General features: G+C 71.4%; 21 protein-coding genes. 6 read left to right on the forward strand and 15 right to left on the reverse strand.

Annotated features, from left to right (window positions below; all coding sequences use genetic code 11):
• Positions 1-12: 12 nt before the first annotated feature.
• Positions 13-1,176 (reverse strand): glycosyltransferase family 4 protein, encoded by a 1,164-nt coding sequence (locus ACUYMY_RS05200; protein WP_481702559.1) that lies wholly within the window; start codon positions 1,174-1,176, stop codon positions 13-15.
• A 166-nt stretch (positions 1,177-1,342) separates the two neighbouring features.
• Positions 1,343-1,831: a DUF4383 domain-containing protein gene (locus ACUYMY_RS05205; RefSeq protein ID WP_481702560.1), complete on the reverse strand. Its 489-nt coding sequence runs from the start codon at positions 1,829-1,831 to the stop codon at positions 1,343-1,345.
• Positions 1,832-2,031: 200 nt separating this feature from the next.
• Between ACUYMY_RS05205 and ACUYMY_RS05210 the strand changes: the two genes are divergently transcribed.
• Positions 2,032-3,195 (forward strand): NADH:flavin oxidoreductase, encoded by a 1,164-nt coding sequence (locus tag ACUYMY_RS05210; RefSeq protein ID WP_481702561.1) that lies wholly within the window; start codon positions 2,032-2,034, stop codon positions 3,193-3,195.
• Positions 3,196-3,320: 125 nt separating this feature from the next.
• Positions 3,321-4,646 (forward strand): cell division protein PerM, encoded by a 1,326-nt coding sequence (locus tag ACUYMY_RS05215; protein WP_481702562.1) that lies wholly within the window; start codon positions 3,321-3,323, stop codon positions 4,644-4,646.
• Positions 4,647-4,800: 154 nt separating this feature from the next.
• Here ACUYMY_RS05215 and ACUYMY_RS05220 read toward each other — a convergent pair whose 3' ends face one another.
• Positions 4,801-5,175: a hypothetical protein gene (locus tag ACUYMY_RS05220; RefSeq protein ID WP_481702563.1), complete on the reverse strand. Its 375-nt coding sequence runs from the start codon at positions 5,173-5,175 to the stop codon at positions 4,801-4,803.
• 78 nt (positions 5,176-5,253) lie between these two features.
• On the opposite strand from ACUYMY_RS05220, the gene purN reads away from it, so the two are divergent.
• Positions 5,254-5,844: a phosphoribosylglycinamide formyltransferase gene (gene purN, locus ACUYMY_RS05225; protein ID WP_481702564.1), complete on the forward strand. Its 591-nt coding sequence runs from the start codon at positions 5,254-5,256 to the stop codon at positions 5,842-5,844.
• 114 nt (positions 5,845-5,958) lie between these two features.
• On the opposite strand, the gene ACUYMY_RS05230 is transcribed toward purN, so the two are convergent.
• The 5 genes from ACUYMY_RS05230 to ACUYMY_RS05250 all read right to left on the reverse strand — a co-directional run bounded on the left by ACUYMY_RS05230 (position 5,959) and on the right by ACUYMY_RS05250 (position 10,171).
• Positions 5,959-6,432 (reverse strand): SRPBCC family protein, encoded by a 474-nt coding sequence (locus tag ACUYMY_RS05230; RefSeq protein WP_481702565.1) that lies wholly within the window; start codon positions 6,430-6,432, stop codon positions 5,959-5,961.
• A 133-nt stretch (positions 6,433-6,565) separates the two neighbouring features.
• Positions 6,566-7,918, reverse strand: coding sequence for an MFS transporter (locus ACUYMY_RS05235; RefSeq protein WP_481702566.1), 1,353 nt, complete (start codon positions 7,916-7,918; stop codon positions 6,566-6,568).
• Positions 7,919-7,959: 41 nt separating this feature from the next.
• Positions 7,960-8,394: a DoxX family protein gene (locus ACUYMY_RS05240; protein WP_481702567.1), complete on the reverse strand. Its 435-nt coding sequence runs from the start codon at positions 8,392-8,394 to the stop codon at positions 7,960-7,962.
• 37 nt (positions 8,395-8,431) lie between these two features.
• Positions 8,432-9,010: a hypothetical protein gene (locus tag ACUYMY_RS05245; protein ID WP_481702568.1), complete on the reverse strand. Its 579-nt coding sequence runs from the start codon at positions 9,008-9,010 to the stop codon at positions 8,432-8,434.
• Positions 9,011-9,022: 12 nt separating this feature from the next.
• Positions 9,023-10,171 carry a zinc-dependent alcohol dehydrogenase gene (locus tag ACUYMY_RS05250; RefSeq protein ID WP_481702569.1) on the reverse strand — a complete coding sequence of 383 codons (1,149 nt, stop codon included), beginning with the start codon at positions 10,169-10,171 and terminating at the stop codon, positions 9,023-9,025.
• A 146-nt stretch (positions 10,172-10,317) separates the two neighbouring features.
• Between ACUYMY_RS05250 and purH the strand changes: the two genes are divergently transcribed.
• Positions 10,318-11,982 carry a bifunctional phosphoribosylaminoimidazolecarboxamide formyltransferase/IMP cyclohydrolase gene (gene purH / locus ACUYMY_RS05255; protein ID WP_481704962.1) on the forward strand — a complete coding sequence of 555 codons (1,665 nt, stop codon included), beginning with the start codon at positions 10,318-10,320 and terminating at the stop codon, positions 11,980-11,982.
• 107 nt (positions 11,983-12,089) lie between these two features.
• Here the strand turns inward: purH and ACUYMY_RS05260 are convergent, their stop codons facing one another.
• Positions 12,090-12,377, reverse strand: coding sequence for a hypothetical protein (locus ACUYMY_RS05260; protein ID WP_481702570.1), 288 nt, complete (start codon positions 12,375-12,377; stop codon positions 12,090-12,092).
• 182 nt (positions 12,378-12,559) lie between these two features.
• Here ACUYMY_RS05260 and ACUYMY_RS05265 point away from each other — a divergent pair, with 182 nt between their 5' ends.
• Positions 12,560-14,782, forward strand: coding sequence for an NADP-dependent isocitrate dehydrogenase (locus tag ACUYMY_RS05265; protein WP_481702571.1), 2,223 nt, complete (start codon positions 12,560-12,562; stop codon positions 14,780-14,782).
• Between the two features lie 208 nt (positions 14,783-14,990).
• Positions 14,991-15,425, forward strand: coding sequence for a DoxX family protein (locus tag ACUYMY_RS05270; protein ID WP_481702572.1), 435 nt, complete (start codon positions 14,991-14,993; stop codon positions 15,423-15,425).
• Between the two features lie 320 nt (positions 15,426-15,745).
• On the opposite strand, the gene ACUYMY_RS05275 is transcribed toward ACUYMY_RS05270, so the two are convergent.
• The 6 genes from ACUYMY_RS05275 to mmsA form a co-directional block, all read right to left on the reverse strand.
• Positions 15,746-17,824 (reverse strand): hypothetical protein, encoded by a 2,079-nt coding sequence (locus tag ACUYMY_RS05275; RefSeq protein WP_481702573.1) that lies wholly within the window; start codon positions 17,822-17,824, stop codon positions 15,746-15,748.
• 103 nt (positions 17,825-17,927) lie between these two features.
• Positions 17,928-18,839: a hypothetical protein gene (locus ACUYMY_RS05280; protein WP_481702574.1), complete on the reverse strand. Its 912-nt coding sequence runs from the start codon at positions 18,837-18,839 to the stop codon at positions 17,928-17,930.
• 130 nt (positions 18,840-18,969) lie between these two features.
• A complete protein-coding gene (locus ACUYMY_RS05285) occupies positions 18,970-20,055 on the reverse strand; it encodes a Gfo/Idh/MocA family protein (protein ID WP_481702575.1) in 1,086 nt (361 codons plus the stop codon).
• A gap of 111 nt (positions 20,056-20,166) precedes the next feature.
• The gene (locus ACUYMY_RS05290; protein WP_481702576.1) at positions 20,167-21,264 is read right to left on the reverse strand and encodes a substrate-binding domain-containing protein; all 1,098 of its coding nucleotides are present in this window, start codon (positions 21,262-21,264) and stop codon (positions 20,167-20,169) included.
• Between the two features lie 72 nt (positions 21,265-21,336).
• Positions 21,337-22,635 carry a multiple monosaccharide ABC transporter permease gene (gene mmsB, locus ACUYMY_RS05295; protein ID WP_481702577.1) on the reverse strand — a complete coding sequence of 433 codons (1,299 nt, stop codon included), beginning with the start codon at positions 22,633-22,635 and terminating at the stop codon, positions 21,337-21,339.
• A 31-nt stretch (positions 22,636-22,666) separates the two neighbouring features.
• Complete coding sequence (gene mmsA, locus ACUYMY_RS05300) at positions 22,667-24,214, reverse strand: multiple monosaccharide ABC transporter ATP-binding protein (RefSeq protein ID WP_481702578.1); 1,548 nt, start codon at positions 24,212-24,214, stop codon at positions 22,667-22,669.
• Positions 24,215-24,321: the final 107 nt, after the last annotated feature.

Consider the following 24,321-nt stretch of genomic DNA (forward strand, 5'->3'; position numbering starts at 1 on the left):
TTCCTTTCGCGTTCATGAGCTGGCGACCGCCGCGGGCCGCCGGGCGATGACGTCCTCGTAGTGCGTGACGAGCTGGGCGCTGATGGAGCGCCACGACCGCCCCTGCACGCTGCGGTGCGCGGCCTCGGCGAACGCCGCCCGCTTGGCGTCGTCGCCGAGCAGGTCCTTGGCGTAGGAGCGCATCTGCTCCAGGTCCCCGGGCGTGTACAGCCAGCCGGTCTTGGAGTTCTCGACGAGGTCGAGCGGCCCGCCGCGGCCGGTCGCGACGACGGGCACGCCGGAGGCCATGGCCTCCTGGATCGTCTGGCAGAACGTCTCGAACTCGCCCGGGTGGACGAACAGGTCGAAGCTCGCCACGATGCGCGCGAGGTCCTCCCCGCCCTGGAACCCCGTGAAGTGCGCCCGGGGCAGCTGCGCCTCGAGCTGCGGGCGCAGGGGCCCGTCGCCGACGACGACGAGCCGGGTCCCGGGCAGGTCGGCAAGCGCGCGCAGGTCCTCGACCTGCTTCTCCGCCGCGAGCCGGCCCACGTAGCCGATGATCTTCACGGCCCGGCCGTCCTCGCGCTGTCCGCCGACGGCCGCCCGCCACGCGGCGTCGCGCTTCGCCGGGTGGAAGCGGACGGTGTCCACGCCGCGGCGCCAGAGCTCGGCGTCGAGGATGCCGCGGCCGCGCAGCTGGTTCAGGGCGAAGGTCGACGGCGCGAGCGTGCGGTCCGCGAGCAGGTGGATCGCCTCGACGCGCTGCCACGCCCAGTTCTCGAGGAACGGCACCCCGTACCGGGCGGCGTACCCGGGCACCTCGGTCTGGTAGACGGCGACGGTCGGCAGGCCGAGCTGGTGCGCGGCGCGGACCCCGCGCCAGCCGAGCTCGAACGGGGAGGCGAGATGCACGACGTCGGGCGCGAACGCCCGGAGCATGCGCTTGACCTTCGGGACCATGCCGAAGGCGACGCGGACGTTCGGGTACCCGGCGACGGGAAGCGCGGGCATCCGCACGACCCGGGCGCCGGAGACGGTCTCGGGGAGCGGGAAGACGGCGCTCGCGCCCTCGCCGGAGGGGGCCAGGACGAGGACGTCGTCGCCGCGCTCCTGCAGGTGGTCCAGGACCCGCAGGATCGAGTGGGTGACCCCGTTCATCTGCGGCAGGAATGACTCTGCGACAATCGCGATCCTCACGCTGTCCACGGTCCCGCCGCCGCCTGACCGGCTGGCAGAGCGGGCGTGACGTGTCGGGGAAGCCTAGGTGAACGGGCAGGGGTTCGGCGGGAGGGCTGCCGGGCCCGGACATGGGGCGGCGCGGGCCCCGCCGAGTCGGCCCGCGCCGTCGTCCTGTGCGGCTTGGTCAGCCGCGTCGCATCCCTTCCGTGCCTCCTGTTTCGTCAGCGGCCACGTGCCGGGTGAACAGCCAGCTGCAGGCCATCATGACGAGGCCGAGGATGGCGTGCGCCCAGTTGTCGGGCATGTTGAAGGAGAGGATGTTCGCCGGGCTGGCGGTGCCGACGGCGAACCCGTAGATGGCGAAGACGACGTACAGGACGCCGAACCACAGCAGGAAGCTGCGGGCGCCCGAGAACGTGCGCGCCATCGTCAGGCCCACGGCGCCGATGACCAGCTGCACGATGTTCAGCAGCATGGAGACCTGGAACAGGGCCAGGAACATGGCGTGCGAATCGGGCCCGAGGAACCTCAGGTCTCCATAGTTCATCGTGATCCCGGGGATGAACCCGAGGACGCCGACGAGCATCAAGATGGCACCCGCACCCATGGCGACATTCTGGACATCCCTGCGCCCGAAGTGGACGCCGTGTGCATGCCCAGCGGCAGTGGTCATGTCTCCTCCGACCCTCGCAACTGCCCGCGCGGCAGGCGCCGCGCGGGCGCTGGTGTCGCATGCGCGCCGGCCCGTGGCTCGATGGCGTGGGGCCGGTGGAGGCCGCAGCATCAACACCTGTATTCTACGTCCGGTAGTGAGGTGCGTCACTGTGGGAGTGGTGCGGGAATCCGGGCGGCTGCGGGCTGGTTGCCGTGACCATGACGATCGAGAACGCCCCCGCGCAGGCCGCCCCCGCCGCGGCCCTCTCCGAGCTCTTCACGCCCTTCGACCTCGGCCCCGTCCGGCTCGCGAGCCGGTTCGTGATGGCCCCCATGACGCGCGAGTTCTCTCCCGGCGGGGTGGTGACGGACGACGTCGTCTCCTACTACGCGCGGCGCGGCGCCGCCGGCGTCGGCCTCCTCATCACCGAGGGCGTCTACGTCTCGGAGGACTCCGGCCCGAGCACCCGCGTGCCCCGCCTCTTCGGCGACGAGCCGCTCGCCGCCTGGAAGACGCTCGTCGAGGCCGTGCACGCGGCCGGCGGGAAGATCGCCCCGCAGCTGTGGCACCTCGGCGCCGCCCGCGGGGACCACCCCGAGCTCAACCCGGGCCTGCCCACGCTGAGCCCGTCCGGCATCTCCCCGTCGGGCAAGCCCGTGGGCCGCGCCGCCACGCGCGACGAGCTCGCGCGCATCCGCGACGACTTCGCCCGCGCCGCGGCCGCCGCCAAGGAGGTCGGGTTCGACGCCGTCGAGCTCCACGGCGCGCACGGCTACCTCCTCGACCAGTTCCTCTGGGCGGGCACCAACCGGCGCGAGGACGCCTACGGCGGCTCGCTCGAGGCGCGGCTGCGCTTCCCCGTCGAGGTCGTCGAGGCGGTGCGCGCCGCCGTCGGCCCCGACTTCCCGGTGATCTTCCGCTTCTCCCAGTGGAAGTCCGGCGACTACGGCGCCCGCATTGCCGAGACCCCCGAGGAGCTCGGCACGATCCTCGGCGCGCTCGCGGCCGCCGGGGTGAGCGCCTTCCACCCGTCCACGCGCCGCCACTGGGACCCGGCCTTCCCCGAGGCCGGGGGAGCAGGAGGAACGGCGGATTCGCGTCTGGGCCTGGCCGGCTGGACCAAGAAGCTCACGGGCCTGCCCGTCATCACGGTCGGCTCGGTCGGCCTCGACAACGCCTTCGAGGTGACCTGGCAGGAGGGCGGCCGTTCAAACGTGCGCGGGCTCGAGACGCTGCTCGAGCAGTTCGGCCGCGGGGAGTTCGACCTCGTCGCCGCCGGCCGCGTGCTTCTGAGCGACCCGGCCTGGGTCGCGAAGCTCCGCGACGGCCGCACGGACGAGATCCGCCCGTTCAGCGCCGAGGACCGGCTCCGGCTGAGCTGAGGGGCGCGGGGGTGAGCCCGGGCGCACGACGGCGAGTGGTCGCCGTCGTGTGCCTGCTTCCCGCGCGCCCGGGCCCCGGTGCGCCTGAGCCACCCGTCGGTCCCTCCGTGGCACAGTGGAGGGCGATGAAACTGCGCGCCGACCAGTCTGGCCTCCGCGGCCTGCCCATGCCGCTGTGGCTCCAGGGCGCGGTCGAGTCCGTCCAGGCCGTCCTCATCTCCGCGGCCCTCGCCCTCGTCCCGATCGTCGCCGTGTGGGCCACGGGCGGGCTCGGGCCCTGGGAGCCGGAGGCGGTCGCGCGGCTTGGCGGGCAGGCGTGGCTCCTTGTCCACGGCGTGCCGCTGACGCTGACGACGACGGCCGGGGGCGCCGGCGCAGCGGGCGGCGCCGCCTCGACGGGGGTGCTCTCGTTCATCCCGCTCGGCCTCACGCTCATCCCCTTCCTGCTCGCGTGGCGGGCGGGCCGGCGGCTCGCCCGCGCCTCCTACGCCGACAACCTGTGGCAGGCCCTGCTGGGGGCGGGCGCCGCGTACGCCGCCTTCGGCCTCGCCACCGCCTTCGTCTGCCGCACGGCCGAGGTGGCCGTCGGCGTCGCGGCCGGCTCGCTCATCCCGCTCGTCCCCGTGGGCCTCGGCCTCGTGGTCGGGGCGCGGCGCGAGGCCGGGGCGTGGACGCGGCTCATCGGTGTGGACGCCGTCGACTGGATCGCGCGGACGGGCCAGTACTCGCGCTGGACGGGGAGCTATCTGTGGGCCGTGCTCCGCGCGGGCTTCGTCGCTCTCCTGTGCGCGCTCGCGCTCTCGGGCGCGCTCCTCGTCGCCGACCTCGCCGTGCACTGGGCCGAGATCGTGACGGTGTACGAGGCTCTCGAGGCCGGCGCCGTCGGCGGGGCCGCCCTCACGGTCGCGCAGCTGGGCTACGCGCCGAACCTCCTCGTGTGGACGCTCGGCTGGGCGTCCGGGGCCGGCGTCACGCTCGGTGCGGGCTCGACGGCGGGATCCCTCGTCACCGCGGTGGGCCCGCTCCCGCCGATCCCTGTGCTCTCCGCCGTCCCCGCGGGCGAGCTGCTCCTGGGGCCGGCCGCGCTCGCGCTGCCCGTCATCGCGGGCACGATGGGCGGCTGGTGGTTCGTGCGGGAGGGCGAGGACCACTTCGACGAGTGGCTCTCTATCAAGGTCCGGGCCCGCTGGTTCACCGCGCCCGTCTCGGCCCTCTTCCTCGGCTCGCTCGTCGGCGCCGTCGCGGGGGCGCTCGCCGCCGGGCTCGCGTGGGTCACGGGCGGCTCCGCGGCGCTCGGCCGCTTCACACAGCTCGGCGTGGACCCGCTCTGGATGCTCGTGTGGGTAGGCGCCGAGGCCGCCGTCGGGGCCTGCATCGGCTACGCGCTCGGCCCGTGGATCGAGCACCGGCGGACGGAGCGTGCCGAGCAGGCTCCGGCACGAGTGTCCTAGGAGACGTGAACCATCCGGCGCCGAACCTCCCCAGCCTTTCCGCCCAACCTCCCCATGATTCGAGACGGTGCCCCGGAATGACGCGTCGCGGGCTCGCTGCCTGTAGGACTTGAGGCCTAAAGCTGGGGAACTGCGGCGGGCACGGGGTACGCCCCTACCCGCCCAGGAGCGCGTCCTGGAGCTCGGCCTGGCACTTGGCCTTGGCCGTCTCGGTGATGGCGTGCCGCGCGCACTCCTCGAACGCCGCCACCTGCGGGGCGAAGACGAGCGCGGCCGCCGCGTACAGCACGAGGAGGACCCCCACGGCCATGCCCGAGACGGCCCCGATGGAGAGCAGGCGCGGCTGCCGGAACCGGGCCACCCGCACGACGACGATGACGCCGAGCACGAGCCCCAGGAGCGCGAGCAGCCCGGCCGCCCACGCCCACGCGACGCCGCGGGACGCCACGAGCCACGCGAGCACGAGCCCCACCGCGGAGACGCGGAAGTAGAGCTTGGTGCGGTCCAGGGCGGCGTCCTCGGGGGTCATGAGCCCCAGCCTACGCGGGCACCCGGGCCGCACCCGAGCACACGCGGGGCGGCATCCGGCCCCCGGTAAGGTTGGTCCATGCGCATCGTGGTCCTCGTCTCCGGCACCGGCTCCAACCTCCAGGCGGTCATCGACGCCGTCACGTCGGGGGAGCTGGCCGGGGTGGAGATCGCCGCCGTGGGCGCGGACCGCGAGGGGACCTACGGGATCGAGCGCGCGGCCGAGGCCGGGTTCGAGACCTTCGTCGTGAACTTCAACTCCTTCGAGACCCGGGCGGAGTGGGACGCCGCGCTCGCGGACCGCATCGCGGAGTACTCGCCGGACCTGGTGCTGTCCTCGGGCTTCATGCGGATCGTCAGCGCGGGCTTCATCGAGCGCTTCGGCGGGAGGTACCTCAACACGCACCCGGCCCTGCTGCCGGCATTCCCGGGCGCGCACGGCGTCCGTGACGCCCTCGCCTACGGCGTCAAGGTCACCGGCTGCACCGTGCACTGGGCGGACGCCGGCGTCGACACCGGCCCCATCATCGCCCAGGAGGCGCTCGCGATCGCCGACGGCGAGGACGAGGAGTCCCTCCACGAGCGGATCAAGGTCGTCGAGCGGCGGCTGCTCATCGACGTCCTGCGCCGCCTCGCGGCCGGACAGATCGCGGCCCCCGCCGCCCTCTGACCCTCCGGGTGCCAGGGTCCGTCGCTTCGGCTGGACCGCGCACGACGACGGCGCGCACCCGGGTGGGCACGCGCCGTCGTGCGTCGTCCCGCCGGGCACCGGCGGCGGGAACCTCTAGAACGTCGAGCCGGTCTGCGGCGGCGGGTTGACCTCCCCGCGCCACGCGCCGGTCGCGCCGTGCTTCTCGACGAACTCCTTGAACTTCTTCAGGTCTGCCTTCACCTGGACGGTGTCCGCGCCGAAGAAGGCGCCGACCTTCTCGGCCGCAGTGTCCGGGTCCCACTGGAAGTCCACGGACACGCGGGACTCCGTGTCGGAGAGCCGGTGGAAGGTCACGACGCCGGCGTGCTCCGGGCCCTCGAGGCTCTTCCACGCAATCCGCTCGTCGGGGTGCTGCTCGGTGATCACGGTGTCGAACTCCCGTGTCTGGCCCCCGACCTTCGTGGTCCAGTGCAGGTGCGTATCGTCCTGCTGGACCACGGACTCGACACCGCCCATGAACTCCGGGAAAGACTCGAACTGGGTCCACTGGTTGTAGGCCGTGGTCACGGGGACAGAAACATCGATTGATTCCTGCACACTAGCCATGCTTGCTCCTCAAGTTTGTCGCCTGCATCGGCAGTGGAGGCGGCGTCCGCTCGTGGGCGTCGCCCTGCCGGCGGCCCCCTTCTGGACCGACGCTGTGGGACTACCCCGGGTCCCACTGGCCAAACCACAGCCGCTAGCCGAGCGAGCGCTGCCGCGTCTCGGGCGCCGAGGCGCCCATCCAGAGGACGGCGAGGACCACGAGCCCGGCGGCGAGGGCGAAGGAGGCCGCGAGGCCGAGGCCAGGCCACAGCCAGGCCGCGAAGACGAGCGGGCCGAAGCCGGCGCCGATCCGCGAGAACGTCGAGGCCCAGCCGAACCCCGAGCCGCGCAGCTCCGTGGGGTAGAGCTCCGAGACATAGGCGTACAGGACCGGGATCGCGACCTGGACGAGGAAGCCGTACACGAGCAGCCACCCCACGGCCGCCTCCGGGACGTCCACGACCCAGGACACGACGACGAGGCTGAGGGCGGAGAGCGGGGCGGACACGGCGAGGACGGCCTTGCGCCCGAGCCGCTCGACGAGCAGGGCCGCCACGACGACCCCGAGCAGGCCCACGGCGGCCATGCCCGCCGTCGTGAGGAAGGCGCGGTACTCGGCGAAGCCGGCGCCGATGAGGATCCGCGGCATCCACGTCAGGGCGAGGTAGTAGACCATGAGGATGCTGAAGAACAGCGCCCACGCGGCCCCCGTGATCCGCCAGTTGAAGCGCCACACGCTCGCGAGCTGGCCGCCCCAGCTGCCGGCAGAGAGCCGCGGCGCGTCGTGCGGGGCGGGCAGGCGGTAGGGGACGGGGTCCGCGCCCGTGCGGCGTACCAGCTCGTCGATCACGGCCCGGGCCTGCTCCGAGCGGCCCTGGTGGATGAGGAAGAGCGGGGACTCGGGCACGCCCCGGCGCACCCAGAACACGAGCAGCGCGGGGAGAACCATGACGAGCAGCGGGAGCCGCCAGTCGGAGAAGGCCCCGACGAGCCACGCCGAGACGAAGCCGCAGAGCGCGGCGCCGACGGGCCACCAGCCGTCCATCGCGGTGAGCACGCGCCCGCGCTGCCTGCGCGGCGTGAACTCCCCGACGAGCGCGTAGTCCACGGGCACGCAGCCGCCGAGCCCGAACCCGGCGAGGAAGCGGAACAGGCAGAACCACACGATGTCCGGGCTCACGGCGCCGGCGACGGTGAAGATGGAGAAAACGAGCAGGGTCGCCGTGAAGGCGACCTTGCGGCCGATCCGGTCCGCGATCGTGCCCCACATGAACGCGCCCACGGCCATGCCGATGAGGTTCGACGTGCCGATCCACGCGGCCTGCGCCGGCTCGAGCCCCCAGTGCGCCGAGAGCAGCGGGATGAGCACACCGTTGAGCGTCACGTCCCACGCGTCGAACATGAACCCGAGCCCGCCGATCAGGAAGATCCGGCCCTGGACGCCCCAGCGCCAGGGGAGGTTCTGCACGATGGCGTCGCCCGTGGGCAGCGCGGTCGAGGTGCTCATGCCAAAGACTCTAGTCCCCTCCCGCCCCCCGTTTCGGGGGCTCAGCGCGCCTTCGCGGGCCTGGCCTTCCTGTGCTTGCGGTCGAGCAGGAGCGCGAGGCCGATCGCGCCGAGCCAGACGTCCTTGGCCATCGTGGTCCCCGCGGACGTGGGCCGGACGCCATCGGCCTGCGTGAATCCCGGCGTCTTGGCGTACACCGCGAGGAGGCCGCCGGAGAAGGCCGTGAGCGCGAAGGCCGCGAGCTTCGTGGGGATGAAGGGTGCCAGGAGGGCGGCGCCGAGGCCGATCTCCGCCGCCGCGACCGCCTTGCCGAAGGTCTCGGGCGGGAGCTGCTTGGCCTGCGGGATGGCGTTGGCGGTCATGTTCTGGAGTGCCGTGGCGCCCTCCGTGTCGAGGTGGAGCTTGGACACCCCCGAATTGAGGATGTAGGCCCCCGTCGCGAGGCGCAGGACGGCGTGGCTGAGCGTGAATCCCATGAGGTGACCTCTCAATTCGCTGGAGTGGATGGATCGCCTAGGCCCTGCGGAACGCCCGCAGGAGCATCCGGACGCCGAGGACGGCGGCCGCCGGGGCCGCGACCCAGGGGCCGGCGACGATGATCGGGTCGAGCCACTGGTGCCTGAGGTCCGCCCGTTTCCGCCCGACGCGGGAGGCCACCGGGTGGTGCCCCGCCTCGCCGAGGATGCCCGTCTCCGTCACCGGGTTGTCGGGGCGCCTGCTCGCGAACGAGCGGAGGTGGGACCCCCAGGCGTCGACGCGGTCCGCCGCGATGAGCAGGAGCCAGTGCGCGGTCTGGCCCTCGCTGTACCGGCGGTAGGCGAGCCGGCGCACCGCCCCCGAGAGCCCCCGCGGGGGAACGGAGGTCCCGAAGACCGGGGTGAGGAACTTGTGCTCGAGGGACCGCTCGCGCGGCCACCGCTCCTCCTGCCGCTCGGGGAAGTCCCAGTGCGCGCCCGTCGCCTCGGGGGCGTAGCGCTCGCGGGGCACGGACGGGCGGTCCTTCGGGTCCAGGTCGGCGCCCCATCCCGGGATGCGCGCCCGCAGCTCCTCGCGCGACGGCGGCTTGCGGTGCATGTCGGCCGTGTACGGCATCGCGGGCTCCTCTCAGACCGCGTCGGGGAGGACGAGCGGCTTGATGATGTTGTCGAGCTTGGCCGAGAAGACGTGGTACCCCTCCGCGATGTGCTCGAGCGGGATGCGGTGCGTGACGATCTCGCTGGGCTTGAGATACCCGTTGCGGATGTGCTCGAACAGGCGCGGCCACTGCGGCTTCACGGGGCACTGGTTGGCGCGGATCGTGAGCCCCTTGTTCATCGCGTCGCCGAAGCGGATCGCGCTGTACATCGGCCCGTACGCCCCGAGCACCGAGACCGTCCCGCCCTTGCGGACGGCGTCGATGGCCCAGTTCAGGGCCACGGGGGAGCCGCCCTGGAGCTTGAACTTGGCCGAGAGGACGTGCTGGAGCACCTTGCCGTCCGCCTCGGCCCCGACGGCGTCGATCACCACGTCCGCCCCGAGGTAGTCGGTCTGCTTCTTGAGCTCGAGCACGACGTCTCCGTGCTCGGCGAAGTTGACCGTCTCGGCGTGGGCGAACTCCCGGGCCTTCTCGAGCCGGTACTCGAGATGGTCGACGACGATCACGCGGCCAGCACCCATGAGCCATGACGACGCCGCGGCGAACAGCCCCACGGGCCCCGCGCCGAAGACGACGACCGTGTCGCCCTCGGAGATCTCGCCGAGCTGCGCCCCGAAGTACCCGGTCGGCAGGGCGTCGGTGAGCAGGACGGCGTCCTCGTCAGACATCCACTCGGGGATGATCCCGGGCCCCACGTCGGCGAAGGGGACGCGCACGAACTGCGACTGCCCGCCGTCGTACCCGCCCGCTGTGTGGGAGTAGCCGAACGCGCCGCCGATGGCGGTGGCGTTCGCGTTGACGTTGTGGCAGTTCGAGGTCAGGCCGCGCACGCAGAAGTAGCACGAGCCGCACGAGATGTTGAAGGGGACCATGACCCGGTCGCCCTTGGCCAGGCTCTGCACGGAGGGGCCGACCTCCTCGACGACCCCGATGAACTCGTGGCCGAACGTCGTGCCGACCCGCGTGTCCGGCAGCATGCCGTGGTAGAGGTGCAGGTCCGACCCGCAGATGGCCGCGAGGGAGACCCTGACGATGGCGTCGTTCGGGTGCTCTATCCGGGGGATGTCCTTCTCCTCGACCCGGATCTTGTAGGGACCGCGATACACCATGGCCCGCATGTCGCTCCTCCTGCCTGAGGGGATGTCGGCCGGACGGCTTCAGCCATGCCCGCCAGACAAGCACGCCCGCTGGGAGGGGTCAACCCTTCCGACGATAGAATGGCCCGGACCTCCCCCACGCCTTCGAGAGAGACGAGCGCCCTGTGATCCAGCTTGACCGTGTCCCCATCCGACGTGCCCTCATCTCGGTCTACGACAAGACCGGCCTCGAGGACCTCGCGAAGGGACTGCACGCGGCGGGCGTGAGGATCGTCTCCACGGGCTCGACGGCGAAGAAGATCGCCGCGGCGGGCGTCCCCGTCCAGGAGGTCGAGGAGGTCACCGGCTCGCCCGAGATGCTCGACGGCCGGGTCAAGACCCTGCACCCCCGCGTGCACGGCGGCATCCTCGCCGACCGCCGCGTCCAGGCGCACATGGACACGCTCGCGGCGATGGAGATCGAGCCGTTCGACCTCGTCGTCGTGAACCTCTACCCGTTCGTCGAGACGGTCCGCTCGGGCGCGGGGCTCGACGACGTCGTCGAGCAGATCGACATCGGGGGCCCCGCGATGGTGCGCTCTGCGGCGAAGAACCACGCCGCCGTCGCGATCGTCGTCGACCCCGCCGCCTACGGCGACGTCGTGTCCGCCGCCTCGAGCGGCGGCTTCGACCTCGCGACGCGCCGCCGGCTCGCGGCGAAGGCCTTCGCGCACACCGCTGCCTACGACACGGCGGTCGCGACGTGGACTGCGTCCCAGTTCAAGGACGAGGATGCTGATGGCGTGGTCGACTGGCCCGCCTACGCGGGCCTCGCGCTCGAGCGATCCGAGGTGCTGCGCTACGGCGAGAACCCGCACCAGCAGGCCGCGCTCTACGTCGACAAGGCCGCCCCGGCCGGCATCGCCCAGGCCGACCAGCTCCACGGCAAGGCCATGAGCTACAACAACTACGTCGACGCCGACGCCGCCCTCCGCGCCGCGTTCGACTTCGACGAGCCCGCCGTCGCGATCATCAAGCACGCCAACCCGTGCGGCATCGCCGTCGCCTCCCCGGGCGCCGCGGACCCGATCGCCGACGCCCACGCGAAGGCCCACGCGTGCGACCCGGTCTCCGCCTACGGCGGCGTGGTCGCGGCGAACCGCACCGTGAGCCGGGGCATGGCCGAGACCCTCTCAGGCATCTTCACCGAGGTCGTCATCGCCCCCGGCTTCGAGCCCGAGGCCGTCGAGATCCTCTCGAAGAAGAAGAACATCCGCCTGCTCGCCCTCCCGGAGGGCTACGGCCGGTACCCGACCGAGATCCGCCAGATCTCCGGCGGCGTCCTCGTGCAGGTCTCGGACACGCTCGACGCCGACGGCGACGCCCCCGAGAACTGGACCCTCGCCGCGGGCGACGCCGCCGACGAGGCGACGCTCGCGGACCTCGCGTTCGCATGGAAGGCCTCCCGCGCGGCCAAGTCCAACGCGATCCTCGTCGCGAAGGACGGCGCGTCCGTGGGCATCGGCATGGGCCAGGTCAACCGCGTCGACTCGTGCCGCCTCGCCGTCGAGCGCGCCAACACCCTCGGGGTCGAGGTCGCCTCCGACGTCGACTCGGCCGGCGGCGCGTCGGCCGCCGGCGGCTCGGGATCGGCCCCGAAGCGCTCCCGCGGCGCGGTCGCGGCCTCGGACGCGTTCTTCCCGTTCGCCGACGGCCTGCAGATCCTCATCGACGCCGGGGTCACCGCCGTCGTCCAGCCCGGCGGCTCCGTCCGGGACGACGAGGTCATCGCCGCGGCCAAGGCCGCCGGCGTCACGATGTACTTCACCGGGGCGCGGCACTTCTTCCACTGAGCCCCTCAGGCCCGTCCCCTCGGGGGGAGGGCCAGCGCTCGGCGACGGCGCGTCCCCAGGCCGGGGACGCGCCGTCGTGCGTCAGGGCCGCAGGCCCGGGCGGGCGTTCAGGATGCGGGCTTGCCCAGCCCGGCGAGCCACGCCCGCACCGACTCGATCGCCGATTCCGGCTCCGAAGCGACGGAGACGGTCACGGGCTCCTGGGAGCCCTCTGCCGCCATGATCCGGATCCGCAGGCCCTCCTCGGTGCCGGGCTCGCGCCACACCCGCAGGACGAGGGTGCCGAGCTCGTCGGCCCCCGAAACGTCGTCGTCGCCGGCTTCGGCGGAATGCTGTGCCATGGTCTCCCCCTGGTCGTGGCGCGCGCCCTTGCCGGCGCACGGGCTGTCCTTCATGCAGTCCGGAGGCAGTCTATGACCCAGAACACTGTGGGTCCGTGAGGCAGGGCACCGCGAGGCCTCGCGACTGGCGGTAAGTTAAGGACGTTGATATAGCAGCACCCACGCTTACTGCGGCGCAAAACGCTGACGCGCACCGACGCCGCGGTCCGCTCCAGCTCGCAGGAGGGCGCCCACCCATGGCCCAGATCATCTACACGCACACCGACGAAGCGCCGATGCTTGCCACCTACTCGTTCCTGCCGATCGTCAAGGCATACGCCTCGGCCGCCGGCGTGAGCGTGACGACCCGCGACATCTCCCTGGCGGGCCGCATCGTCGCGGCGTTCGGGGACTACCTGACCGAGGAGCAGCGCACGTCCGACGCGCTCGCCGAGCTGGGCGAGCTGGCGAAGACGCCCGAGGCGAACATCATCAAGCTGCCCAACATCAGCGCCTCGATCCCGCAGCTCAAGGCCGCGATCGCCGAGCTCCAGTCGCAGGGCTACGCCCTCCCCGACTACCCGGACAACCCCTCCTCGGACGAGGAGACGGACATCCGCTCGCGCTACGACAAGATCAAGGGCTCGGCCGTCAACCCCGTCCTGCGCGAGGGCAACTCCGACCGCCGCGCGCCGCTGTCGGTCAAGAACTACGCGCGCAAGAACCCGCACTCCATGGGCGCATGGAGCGCGGACTCCAAGACCAACGTTGCGACCATGGGCCACGACGACTTCCGGTCCAACGAGAAGTCCGTCGTCATCCCCGCCGACGACACGCTCTCCATCCAGCTCGTCCTCGAGGACGGGACCGTCAAGGAGCTCAAGAAGGGCCTCAAGGTCCTCGCGGGCGAGGTCGTGGACGGCACCGTCCTGCGCGCCGCGGCCCTCGACGAGTTCCTCGCCGCGCAGGTCAAGCGCGCGAAGGAAGAGGGCATCCTCTTCTCCGCGCACCTCAAGGCCACCATGATGAAGGTCTCGGACCCGATCATCTTCGGCCACGTGGTCAAGGCCTACTTCGCCGAGCTCTTCGACACCTACGGCAAGCAGCTCTCCGCCGCCGGCCTGAGCCCGAACAACGGCCTCGCCTCGATCCTCAACGGTCTGGACGAGCTGCCCGAGGACGTCCGCGAGGGCGTCAAGGGCCTCATCGAGAAGGGCCTCTCCGACGGCCCGGCGCTCGCGATGGTCGACTCGGCCAAGGGCATCACCAACCTGCACGTCCCCTCGGACGTGATCGTCGACGCCTCGATGCCGGCCATGATCCGCACGTCGGGCCACATGTGGGGCCCGGACGGCCAGGAGCACGACACCCTCGCGGTCCTGCCGGACAGCTCCTACGCGGGCGTCTACCAGGTCGTCATCGACGACTGCCGCGAGCATGGCGCGTTCGACCCGACGACGATGGGCACCGTCCCCAACGTGGGCCTCATGGCGCAGGCGGCCGAGGAGTACGGCAGCCACGACAAGACCTTCGAGATCCAGGCCGCGGGCACCGTCCAGGTCCTCAACTCCGCCGGCGAGGTGCTCTTCGCGCACGAGGTCGCCCCGGGCGACATCTGGCGCGCGTGCCAGACCAAGGACATCCCGGTCCGCGACTGGGTCAAGCTCGCCGTGACCCGCGCCCGCGCGACCCAGACCCCCGCCGTCTTCTGGCTCGACGAGGACCGCGCGCACGACGCGAACCTCATCGCGAAGGTCCGCGAGTACCTCCAGGAGCACGACACCGAGGGCCTGCAGATCGAGATCCTCTCCCCGGTCAAGGCCACGGCCTTCACCCTCGAGCGCCTCCGCAAGGGCGAGGACACGATCTCCGTCACGGGCAACGTCCTGCGCGACTACCTCACGGACCTCTTCCCGATCCTCGAGCTCGGCACGAGCGCCAAGATGCTCTCGGTGGTCCCGCTCATCAACGGCGGCGGCCTCTTCGAGACCGGCGCCGGCGGCTCCGCGCCGAAGCACGTCCAGCAGCTCATCGCCGAGAACTACCTGCGCTGGGACAGCCTCGGCGAGTTCTTCGCCCTCGTCCCCTCGCTCGAGCTCTACGCCGAGCAGGCCGGGGTCCCCGCCGCGAAGGTCCTCGCCGACGCCCTCGACCGGGCGACGGCGACGTTCCTGCTCGAGAACAAGTCCCCGGGCCGCAAGCTCGGCACGATCGACAACCGCGGCAGCCACTTCTACCTCGCCCTCTACTGGGCCCAGGAGCTGGCCGGCCAGAGCGAGGACGCTGCCCTGGCCGAGGCGTTCCGCCCGGTCGCCGAGGCCCTCACGTCGCAGGAGCAGACGATCGTCTCCGAGCTCCTGGCCGTCCAGGGCTCCCCGGTCGATATCGGCGGCTACTACCGCCCCGATGCCGAGAAGGCCTCCGCGGTCATGCGTCCGTCCGCGACGCTCAACGGCATCGTGGACGGCATCGCCGGCTAGCACGCTCTAACGGACGACGGCGCCCCGCGCCTCGGGTGAGAGACCTCACCCGGGTGCGGGGCGCCGTCGTGCATGAGTCGTGACGTCAGGCTGCCACTGGCGTTTGACAGCACAACAGGCGCCTTGCGAGGATGAAGTTGAAGCTTCAACCAAAGTCGCCTGCCTGGCGGCCACCGATCCCGATGACCACCGACAGCTAGGAGCTCCCATGTCCACGACGCTCGCCTCCGACCTCGCCCGCCTGATCCTGCGCGTCGCCCTCGGCGTCGTCTTCCTCGCCCACGGCTGGCAGAAGTTCTTCCAGTTCACGATCCCCGGCGCCCAGGGCGCCTTCGGCACGATGGGCGTGCCCGCGGCGGAGATCGCCGCCCCCGTCGTGGCGAGCCTCGAGCTCGTCGGCGGCGCGGCCCTGATCCTGGGCCTCGTGACCCGCATCGTCGCCGCCCTCCTCGCGGTCCAGATGCTCGCGGCCCTCGTCCTCGTCCACCTCCCGGCGGGCATGTTCGCCGACAAGGGCGGCATCGAGTTCGTCCTCGTCCTCGCCGCGGGCGCCGCCGCGCTGGCCCTCGTGGGGCCGGGACGCCTGTCCGTGGACGGGAAGCTGTTCGGCCGCCGCGACCGCTGGTCGCCGCTGGCCGCCTGACGCGCCGGCCCTCACCTGCCAAGCAGTCAATGTGCCTCAGGGCGCAGGCCGGCGGCCCGGTCCGCCGCGGCGCACGCAACCGTGGCGGCCGGACCACGTCTCGTCCTCGCCTCCGTAGTGTGCTTCAGACGAGAATTGTCGGGTTGAGCCCGGTGCCGAGACCTCGGACCGGCCTCAACCCGACAATTGCTCTTCCCTCCCTTCTCTCTTGAGGCTGGCCTGTGTGATTCCGGGTGTGTGATCGTGCAGGTCGGCAGTCTTGTCTGAGCGGTCCGGGGAGGGGTCGAGCCCCCAGCGCTCGGCCCTTCCCCGGAAGGCCGTCAGGCTGCCGGCCGGCGGCGCAGGAGGCCGAGGCCGAGGCCCAGGCCGATGCCGAGTGCGAGCGCGGCCCCCGCGATCAGGGTGGCCAGGCCCACACTCAGCGCTTCACGCGGGGTGTCCACGAGAGCTGCCGGACACATGTCCAGGGCAGCCGCCGCACCGCCAGCAGCAGTCCCCCCAGCGGCGGCGGCAGCCCCGGTATCGGCGGCCGCACCGGCACCACCGGTCGCAGCCAAGCCTCCGGTCGTTGTGCCTCGCGCGGACCCGACGACGACGCGTTCACGCGTGGCGGTCGAGCCAGTGTCGGCCAGCCCAGCGCCCGTGTGCTCGACGACGATGCGGATCACGATGGTACGCGTGCCGTCCGTCCCGGTCGCAGAGCCGATGCCCTGGCCGGAGCCGGCCCCCGACTCGGTGCCAGCGCCCGTGCCCCCGCCCAAGCGGCCGCCCGAGCCCTCGCCGGAGCCGGTGCCCTTGTCTGAGCCACCCTTGGAGTCCCCGCCGCCGATCAGGTCAACGAGCCCATCGGTGCCGAGGAGGTCCAGGAGGTTGCCACCGTCGAGGAGCTTGAGGTCGAGGACCCCATCGCCGAGGAGCCCGTCGCCGGACCCACCGCCGAGGATGCCATCGCCGAGCCCGTCACCGGTGCCCTTGGCCGAGTCATCGCCAAGCCGGCCGCCGTCCGCCTTGCCATCCCCGGAGCCGAGGACGAGCTGGGACGGAAGCCCCACAACCACCACCGGAGATGTAGCCACGGAGGTGTCGCCCAGGAGGCCGTCGCCGAGGAGCCCGTCGCCCAGGGTGACCTGGGTCGGGGCGGTGGCGGCCAGGGCCGGGACGGTGGTCACGGTCGTGCCGTCGAGCAGCCCGTCACCCAGCAGCCCGTCGCCGGTGCCGTTGCCCAGGGTGACCTGGGTCGGGGCGGTGGCGGCCAGGGCCGGGACGGTGGTGACGGTCGTGCCGTCGAGGAGCCCGTCACCCAGCAGCCCGTCGCCGGTGCCGTTGCCCAGGGTGACCTGGGTCGGGGCGGTGGCGGCCAGGGCCGGGACGGTGGTGACGGTCGTGCCGTCGAGCAGCCCGTCGCCGAGCAGCCCGTCGCCGGTGCCGTCGCCGAGGTTGACCTGGGTCGGGGCGGTGGCGGCCAGGGCCGGGACGGTGGTGACGGTCGTGCCGTCGAGCAGCCCGTTGCCGGTGCCGTCGCCGAGGTTGATCTGGGTGGGGGCGGTGGCGGCCAGGGCCGGGACGGTGGTGACGGTCGTGCCGTCGAGCAGCCCGTTGCCGGTGCCGTCGCCGAGGTTGATCTGGGTGGGGGCGGTGGCGGCCAGGGCCGGGACGGTGGTCACGGTCGTGCCGTCGAGCAGCCCGTCACCCAGCAGTCCGTCGCCGGTGCCGTTGCCCAGGGTGGCCTGGGTGGGGGCGGTGGCGGCCAGGGCCGGGACGGTGGTCACGGTCGTGCCGTCGAGCAGCCCGTCACCCAGGAGCCCGTTGCCGGTGCCGTCGCCCAGGGTGGCCTGGGTCGGGGCGGTGGCGGCCAGGGCCGGGACGGTGGTCACGGTCGTGCCGTCGAGCAGCCCGTCGCCGAGCAGCCCGTTGCCGGTGCCGTCGCCCAGGTTGACCTGGGTCGGGGCGGTGGCGGCCGGGGCCGGGACGGTGGTGACGGAGGTGCCGTCGAGCAGACCGTCGCCGGTGCCGTCGCCCAGGTTGACCTGGGTCGGGGCGGTGGCGGCCGGGGCCGGGACGGTGGTGACGGAGGTGCCGTCGAGCAGACCGTCGCCGGTGCCGTCGCCCAGGTTGACCTGGGTCGGTGCGGTGGCGGCCGGGGCCGGGACGGTGGTGACGGAGGTGCCGTCGAGCAGACCGTCGCCGGTGCCGTCGCCCAGGTTGACCTGGGTCGGTGCGGTGGCGGCGAGGGCCGGGACGGTGGTGACGGTGGTGCCGTCGAGCAGACCGTCGCCGGTGGTGAGTGCAGTGGGTGCGGTGACCCACGCGGCGGGATTCGTGGTCGCGGTCAGGTCCTCCGCATGGGCGGCGGCCTGGCCGAGGCCTAGGAGGCCTCCCGCGACCAGGGTGCCGAGCAAGGCTCGGCGCGCAAGGGTATTCACAGTTCTCTCCTGACAGAGTAGATGGACGCGCTAGGGCGTCGGGACGAGATGCCTGCCGTTGGGCAGACTCGTCCCCTCCTCAGTCAGGAGTGGAGCCGGGATCGAAGGCCGGCGAAGCGGGAAGTCCAGGGGCTGCGCGGAAGAGCCGCGGCCCCGCGCGCCACATCAGCGCAAGCAGGTAGGCGCCGCCGGCGAGGGCCAGCAGCGGGCCGCCGAGCATGCCACCGGAGCCCACGCCTCCGGGAGACGCAGGTACGGCGAGCAGTGAAAGGTCGAAGCGCCATCTGTCCGGCGGCCCCGTCAACGAGCCGAGGACGGGCACCATGGCGCGAGCCTCGGGGACGAGGGCCAGCCCGGAGGCGGCTAGCCGCACAAGGATCGTGGGCTCCCATAGCGGCGGCGCGGGGGCCGCGGCGATCGCAGCAGCGGGGTCAGACTCCGGCGCGGGGACGGCCGGTGCCGCCGCGGGCTGCAGGGGAGCAGGCGCCGTCGCGATCCCGGGCACAGGCGGCGCCGCGGGCACGGGGAGCACCTGAAGCGGGTCCTCGACGAGGGTGTCTGCGAGCTCGAGCACGCCGGCGGTGGTGCCGCCGAGATCCTGCACGAGGCCCGACGCCGCCCCGGTGGTCTCGTCGAGGACCGGGACGAGGGGCTCGAGCGGCTCAGGGAGCACGGGCTCGACGGCCGCCGGAGCGGCCTCGACGACGGAGGCGAGGCTCGACGTCGTCGTGCTTGGCACCCCGCCGAGCGTCCCGGTGACCGGGCCGCCCGAGTCCTCCCCGCCGGGGAGGATCTGAACGGGGGCCGACGCTGTGTCGGAGACGGTCGAGACGACGGACGACGCCGCGCCGCCGACGAGGTCGGTGATCTCACCGAGGGCGGCGGCGGGGGATCCCGAGAGGACGATCCAGGCAAGCCCGAGTCCTGCGGCTCCGGCCGCGTGGCGGGCGAGGGCAGCCGCGCGCGACCGCCATGAGCTCTCGCTTCGCATCAGCCCTCCTCCCAGCAGAAGTCCCCAGAGGCCGATGATGCTTGCCATGCTAGGTCGGCCTCCAGGGGCCGTCCAGATCTCAGGCAGCGATTGTCACGGATTCATCTCGGGCGCCGGGGGAGGGCGAGGGTCAGCGGCGGTGGCCGATCCGCGCGTCGTTCGGGTACTGGACGCCCAGCTGCGCGCGGACGCCATCGAAGAGCCGCATCGTGTCGAGCGTGTGCTTCCACGGCATGGTGGGGCTCTCGACGAGCCCCTGCTGGATGCAGCGCGTGACCTCGCGCAGCTCGTAGACATAGCCCCGGCCCACAATGTCGATCTTCTCGACCCGCGCCGGGTCCCAGCCCCGCCGGACGACGATCTCTGCGGGGTTGTTCACGCTCGCCACCGTCGTGAGCACGCCCTCGGACCCGGCGACGGTGGCCGTGCGCGGCCCGTGCGCGAGGAGCGACGAGGTGAGCGAGGCGAGCTGCCCGCCCGCGTAGGAGAGGGCGAGGACGTTCTGGGTGTCGACGCCGTCGTCGTTGAGGGTCCCGACGGCCGTGAGCGAGTCCGGGAAGCCGAGCGTGCCGATCGCCCACAGGAGGGGGTAGACGGTGAGGTCCAGGAGCGCGCCGCCGCCCGCCGCGACGTCCCACACACGGCTCGTGGGGTCCTTCGGTGCCGGGAAGCCGAGGTCGGCGGAGACCCACTGGACATCGCCGAGCTCACCCGACTCGACGATCTCGAAGGCCCGGACCATGCCCGGCACGAAGCGGCTCCACACGGCTTCCATGAGGAACAGCCCGCGCTCCGAGGCGAGGTCAACGAGCCCCTGCGCCTCGTGCGCGTTGACGGTGAAGGCCTTCTCGACGAGCACGTGCTTGCCGGCCTCGAGCGCTGCCCTGGTCACCTCGTAGTGCTGCCCGTGCGGGGCGGCGACGTAGACGACGTCGACCTCGGGATCCGCGGCCAGGCGCACGTAGCCGGGCACACCGTCCTCGTCCCCGTAGGCCCGCTCGAAGCCGAACTCGCGGGCAAACTGGATGGCCCGCTCAGCGCTGCGCGAGCTCACCGCCCGCAGGTCCGCGTCCGGCAGGAGGGACAGGTCCCGTGTGACCGTGCGGGCGATCCCGCCGGTCGCGACGATGCCCCAGCGCAGCGGGCGACCGGTCGCGGCGAGCGGGTCGGTGTTCTCCTGAGTGGTCAGCCAGGGGCGCTGGATGTGACGCGTCATGCGCCCCATCCTTCCACGCGGGGGCCCGGTGCACGACGGCGGCCGCCCCCTTGAGTGGGGACGGCCGCCGTCGTGCGTGCCCGCCTTGGCGGGCGCTGCTGCTCGCTGGCCCTACTGCGTGAGCTTGCTCAGCGTCGGGTCGTTCGCGTAGGCCTCCTTGGCGTTGGCCTTCGTGACGATGACCGGCGGGAGCAGGTAGGCCGGGACGGTCTTGACGCCGTTGTTGTACGACTTCTCGTCGTTCACGGACGCCTTCTGGCCGCCCTGGAGCTGCTTGACCATCTCGATGGCCTGCTTCACGAGGTTGCGGGTGTCCTTGTTGATGGTCGAGTACTGCTCGCCGGCCATGATCGACTTGACCGACTCGACCTCCGAGTCCTGGCCCGTGACGACCGGGACGGGCTTGCCGGCGCTCTTGGCCGAGGTCATGATGGCGCGGGCGAGGGTGTCGTTCGGCGAGAGCACGCCGTCGAGCGTCGCTGTGGTGTAGTTCGCCGCGAGGAGCGTGTCCATGCGCCTCTGGGCGTTCTCCGCCTTCCAGCCCTGGGTCACGGCCTGCTCGAACGAGGTCTGGCCCGAGACGACCTTGAGGGTGCCGTCGTCGATCTTCGGCTTGAGCACGCTCATCGCGCCGTCGAAGAAGACCTTCGCGTTCGCGTCGTCGGGGGAGCCGGCGAACAGCTCGATGTTGTACGGGCCGCTGGCCTTCTTGGCCTTCATGCCTTCGAGGAGGGCCTGGCCCTGGAGCTCGCCGACCTTGAAGTTGTCGTACGCGACGTAGTAGTCCACGGCGTCGGTGTTCTTCACGAGCCGGTCGTACGCGATGACGGTCGCGCCGGCGGACTTGGCCTGGGCGAGCTGGGTGCCCAGCTGCGAGCCGTCGATCGCGCCGACGACGATAACCTTGGCGCCCTTGGTGACCATGGCGGAGATCTGGTTCTGCTGCTCGGACACGCCGCCGTTGGCGAACTGGACGTCCGACTTGAAGCCGGCCTCCTTGAGCCCGTCGTTGAACAGCTGCTCCGCGAGGACCCAGTTCTCAGAGGTCTTCTGGGGGAGGGCCACGCCGATGAGCGAGTCCTTGGGGAAGCCCGCGGCGGCAGTGCCGCCCGTGCCCCCACCTGTGTCGGCACGGCCGCAGGCCGTCAGCGCCAGTGCTGCGATGCCAACGACCGCTGCGGCCTTGGCTGCCTTCGAAAACATGCGCATGTTCTCTGCTTTCTCTGATCCCTGATTGTTGTGGAGTTTCTGGACTGCTGGGGGTACAGGTGCGGAGGGGCCTCAGACCTCCTTCGCCACGACCTCGCTGGTCTTGGTCGTCTCGTCCGGCTGGAACGGGGTCCCCTTGCCGCCGTTGACCGTCGGTCCGCCCGTGCCGCGGCCTCCGCGGATGAGGAGCCCGAGGATGGACGGCCGGCCCTGCATCTTCTGGTAGACGTCGAAGGCGACGGCGGCGAGGAGCACGAGGCCCTTGATGATCGCCGTCATGTCGGCGCCCACGCCCAGCAGCTGCAGGCCGTTGTTGAGCACGGCCATGACGAGGCCTCCGACGATGGAGCCGATGACCGTGCCGACGCCGCCCGTGACCGCTGCTCCGCCGATGAACACGGCCGCGATCGCGTCGAGCTCCCAGCCGGTGCCGTCGAACGGGCCGGAGGCTGTGGAGCGGGCGACGAAGACCATGCCGGCGAGGGCGGAGAGGATGGCCATGTTCATCATGACGAGGAAGTTGACCTTCTTGGACTGCACGCCCGAGAGCTCGGCCGCGTGCCGGTTGCCGCCGACGGCGTAGATGTGCCGGCCGACGACGGTCTTGGCCGAGATGAACCCGTACAGCAGCACGAGGATGCCGAGGATGATGCCCGAGATCGGGAAGGAGGTGCCGGGGCGGCCCGTCGCGAAGAGGTAGGTCGCGTAGAGGATCGCTCCGCCGATGAGCACGAGCTTGGTCACCGTGACCCACAGCTCGGGGACCTCGGCGCCGAGCGCGATGGCCTCGCGGCGGTTCTTGAGCTCGAAGTAGACGACGGCGGCGACGCCGACCAGCCCGATGAGGAGCGTGAGGTTGTTGTAGCCGGTCACGGGACCGATCTCGGGGAGGAAGCCCGCGCCGATGAACTGGAAGTCCCGGTCGACCGGGATGGTGTTCGACTTGCCGATGTACTGGTTCAGGCCGCGGAAGATGAGCATGCCGGCCAAGGTCACGATGAAGGCGGGGATGCCGACATAGGCGACCCAGAAGCCCTGCCATGCGCCGATCACCGCCCCGATCGCGAGGCCGAAGAGGATTCCGACCCACGAGGGCAGGTTCCAGTCGCGCATCGTGATGGCCACGATGATGCCCACCGAGGCGGCCACCGAGCCGACCGAGAGGTCGATGTGCCCGGCGATGATCACGAGGACCATGCCGATGGCCAGGATCAGGATGTAGGAGTTGCCGTTGAAGAGGTTGATGACGTTGTCCGGGGTCAGCGTGAGCCCGCCGGTCATGATCTGGAAGAGGATCACGAGCGCCACGAGGGCGAAGATCATGCCGAATTGGCGCGTGTTGCCGCCGAACAGCTTCTTGAGGGCGTCCATGGGGTGTCCTTAGGTCTCCTGGTTCTTCGTCTCAGGCCGCCGACTTGCGGGCTTGGGTCATGAGCTTCATGAGGCTCTCCTGCGTGGCCTCCTCCTTCGTCAGGACACCGGTGATGGCGCCCTCGAAGATCGTGTAGATGCGGTCGGAGAGGCCCAGAAGCTCGGGCAGTTCGGACGAGATGACGATGACGCCCTTGCCCTGGTTCGCGAGGCGCTGGATGATCCCGTAGATCTCGTACTTCGCCCCGACGTCGATGCCGCGGGTGGGCTCGTCGAGGATGAGCAGCTCGGGCTCGGTGAACATCCACTTCGCGAGGACGACCTTCTGCTGGTTCCCGCCCGAGAGCTTCGCGACCCCCTCGTCCACGCTCGGGGTCTTGGTCCGCAGCGACTTCCGGTACTCCTCGGCGACCTGGTATTCGCGGTTGCGGTCGACGACGAGCCCTCGCGTGATCTTCTTGAGCGCGGCCGAGACGGTGGTCGTCTTGATGTCGTCCAGGAGGTTCAGGCCGAGCGTCTTGCGGTCCTCGGTGACGTAGCCGAGGCCGGCCTCGATGGCCTGCCCGACCGTGTGCATGTGCACCTCCTTGCCATGCATGTAGGTGTGGCCCGAGATGAACTTCCCGTAGGAGCGCCCGAAGATGCTGCGGGCCAGCTCCGTGCGGCCCGCGCCCATGAGGCCGGCGAATCCCACGATCTCGCCCTTGCGGACGAAGAAGCTCGAGCCCTTGCACACGAGCCTGTCCGGGACGTTGGGGTGCTGCACGGTCCAGTTCTTGACCTCGAACAGGACTTCGCCGATCTTCGGAGTGTGGTCGGGGAAGCGGGACTCGAGCGTGCGCCCCACCATGCCCTTGATGATGCGGTCCTCGTCGACGCCGTCGGCCTTGACGTCGAGCGTTTCGATGGACTTGCCGTCGCGGATGATCGTGATCGAGTCCGCGATCTGCTCGATCTCGTTGAGCTTGTGGGAAATGATGATCGATGTGATTCCGCGGCCCTTGAGGCCGAGGATGAGGTCCAGCAGGTGCTGGGAGTCGTGCTCGTTGAGTGCGGCCGTCGGCTCGTCGAGGATGAGGAGCTTGACGGACTTGCTCAGGGCCTTGGCGATCTCGACGAGCTGCTGCTTGCCGACGCCGATCTCCTTGATGGGGGTGTCCGGGTCCTCGCGCAGGCCCACGCGGGCGAGGAGCTCGAGGGAGCGCTTGCGGGCCTCCTTCCAGTCGATCACGCCGCGGCGGACGGGCTCGTTGCCGAGGAAGATGTTCTCCATGATCGAGAGCTCGGGGATGAGCGCGAGCTCCTGGTGGATGATGACGATGCCTGCGTGCTCGCTCGCGCGGATGTCGCGGAACTGCTGGATCTCGTTCTGGTAGACGATGTCCCCCGAGTACGTCCCGTACGGGTAGACGCCGGAGAGCACCTTCATGAGGGTGGACTTGCCGGCGCCGTTCTCGCCGCAGATCGCGTGGATCTCGCCGGCCTTGACCTTGAGGTTCACGTCCGAGAGTGCCTTGACCCCCGGGAACTCCTTCGTGATGGACCTCATCTCGAGGATGACCGCTTCGTTCGGCGCCATGTGCCCCTTGCCTCCTGGTCGAACGTCGTTGTCCGGCGGCCAGTTTCGGCGGCGCCGTCTGAGAAGAAAGTAAACAAGTCAGCGGCCGTTGGCGTCAAGAGTTGAAC

The sequence above is a fragment of the Sinomonas sp. T428B genome (assembly GCF_056780155.1).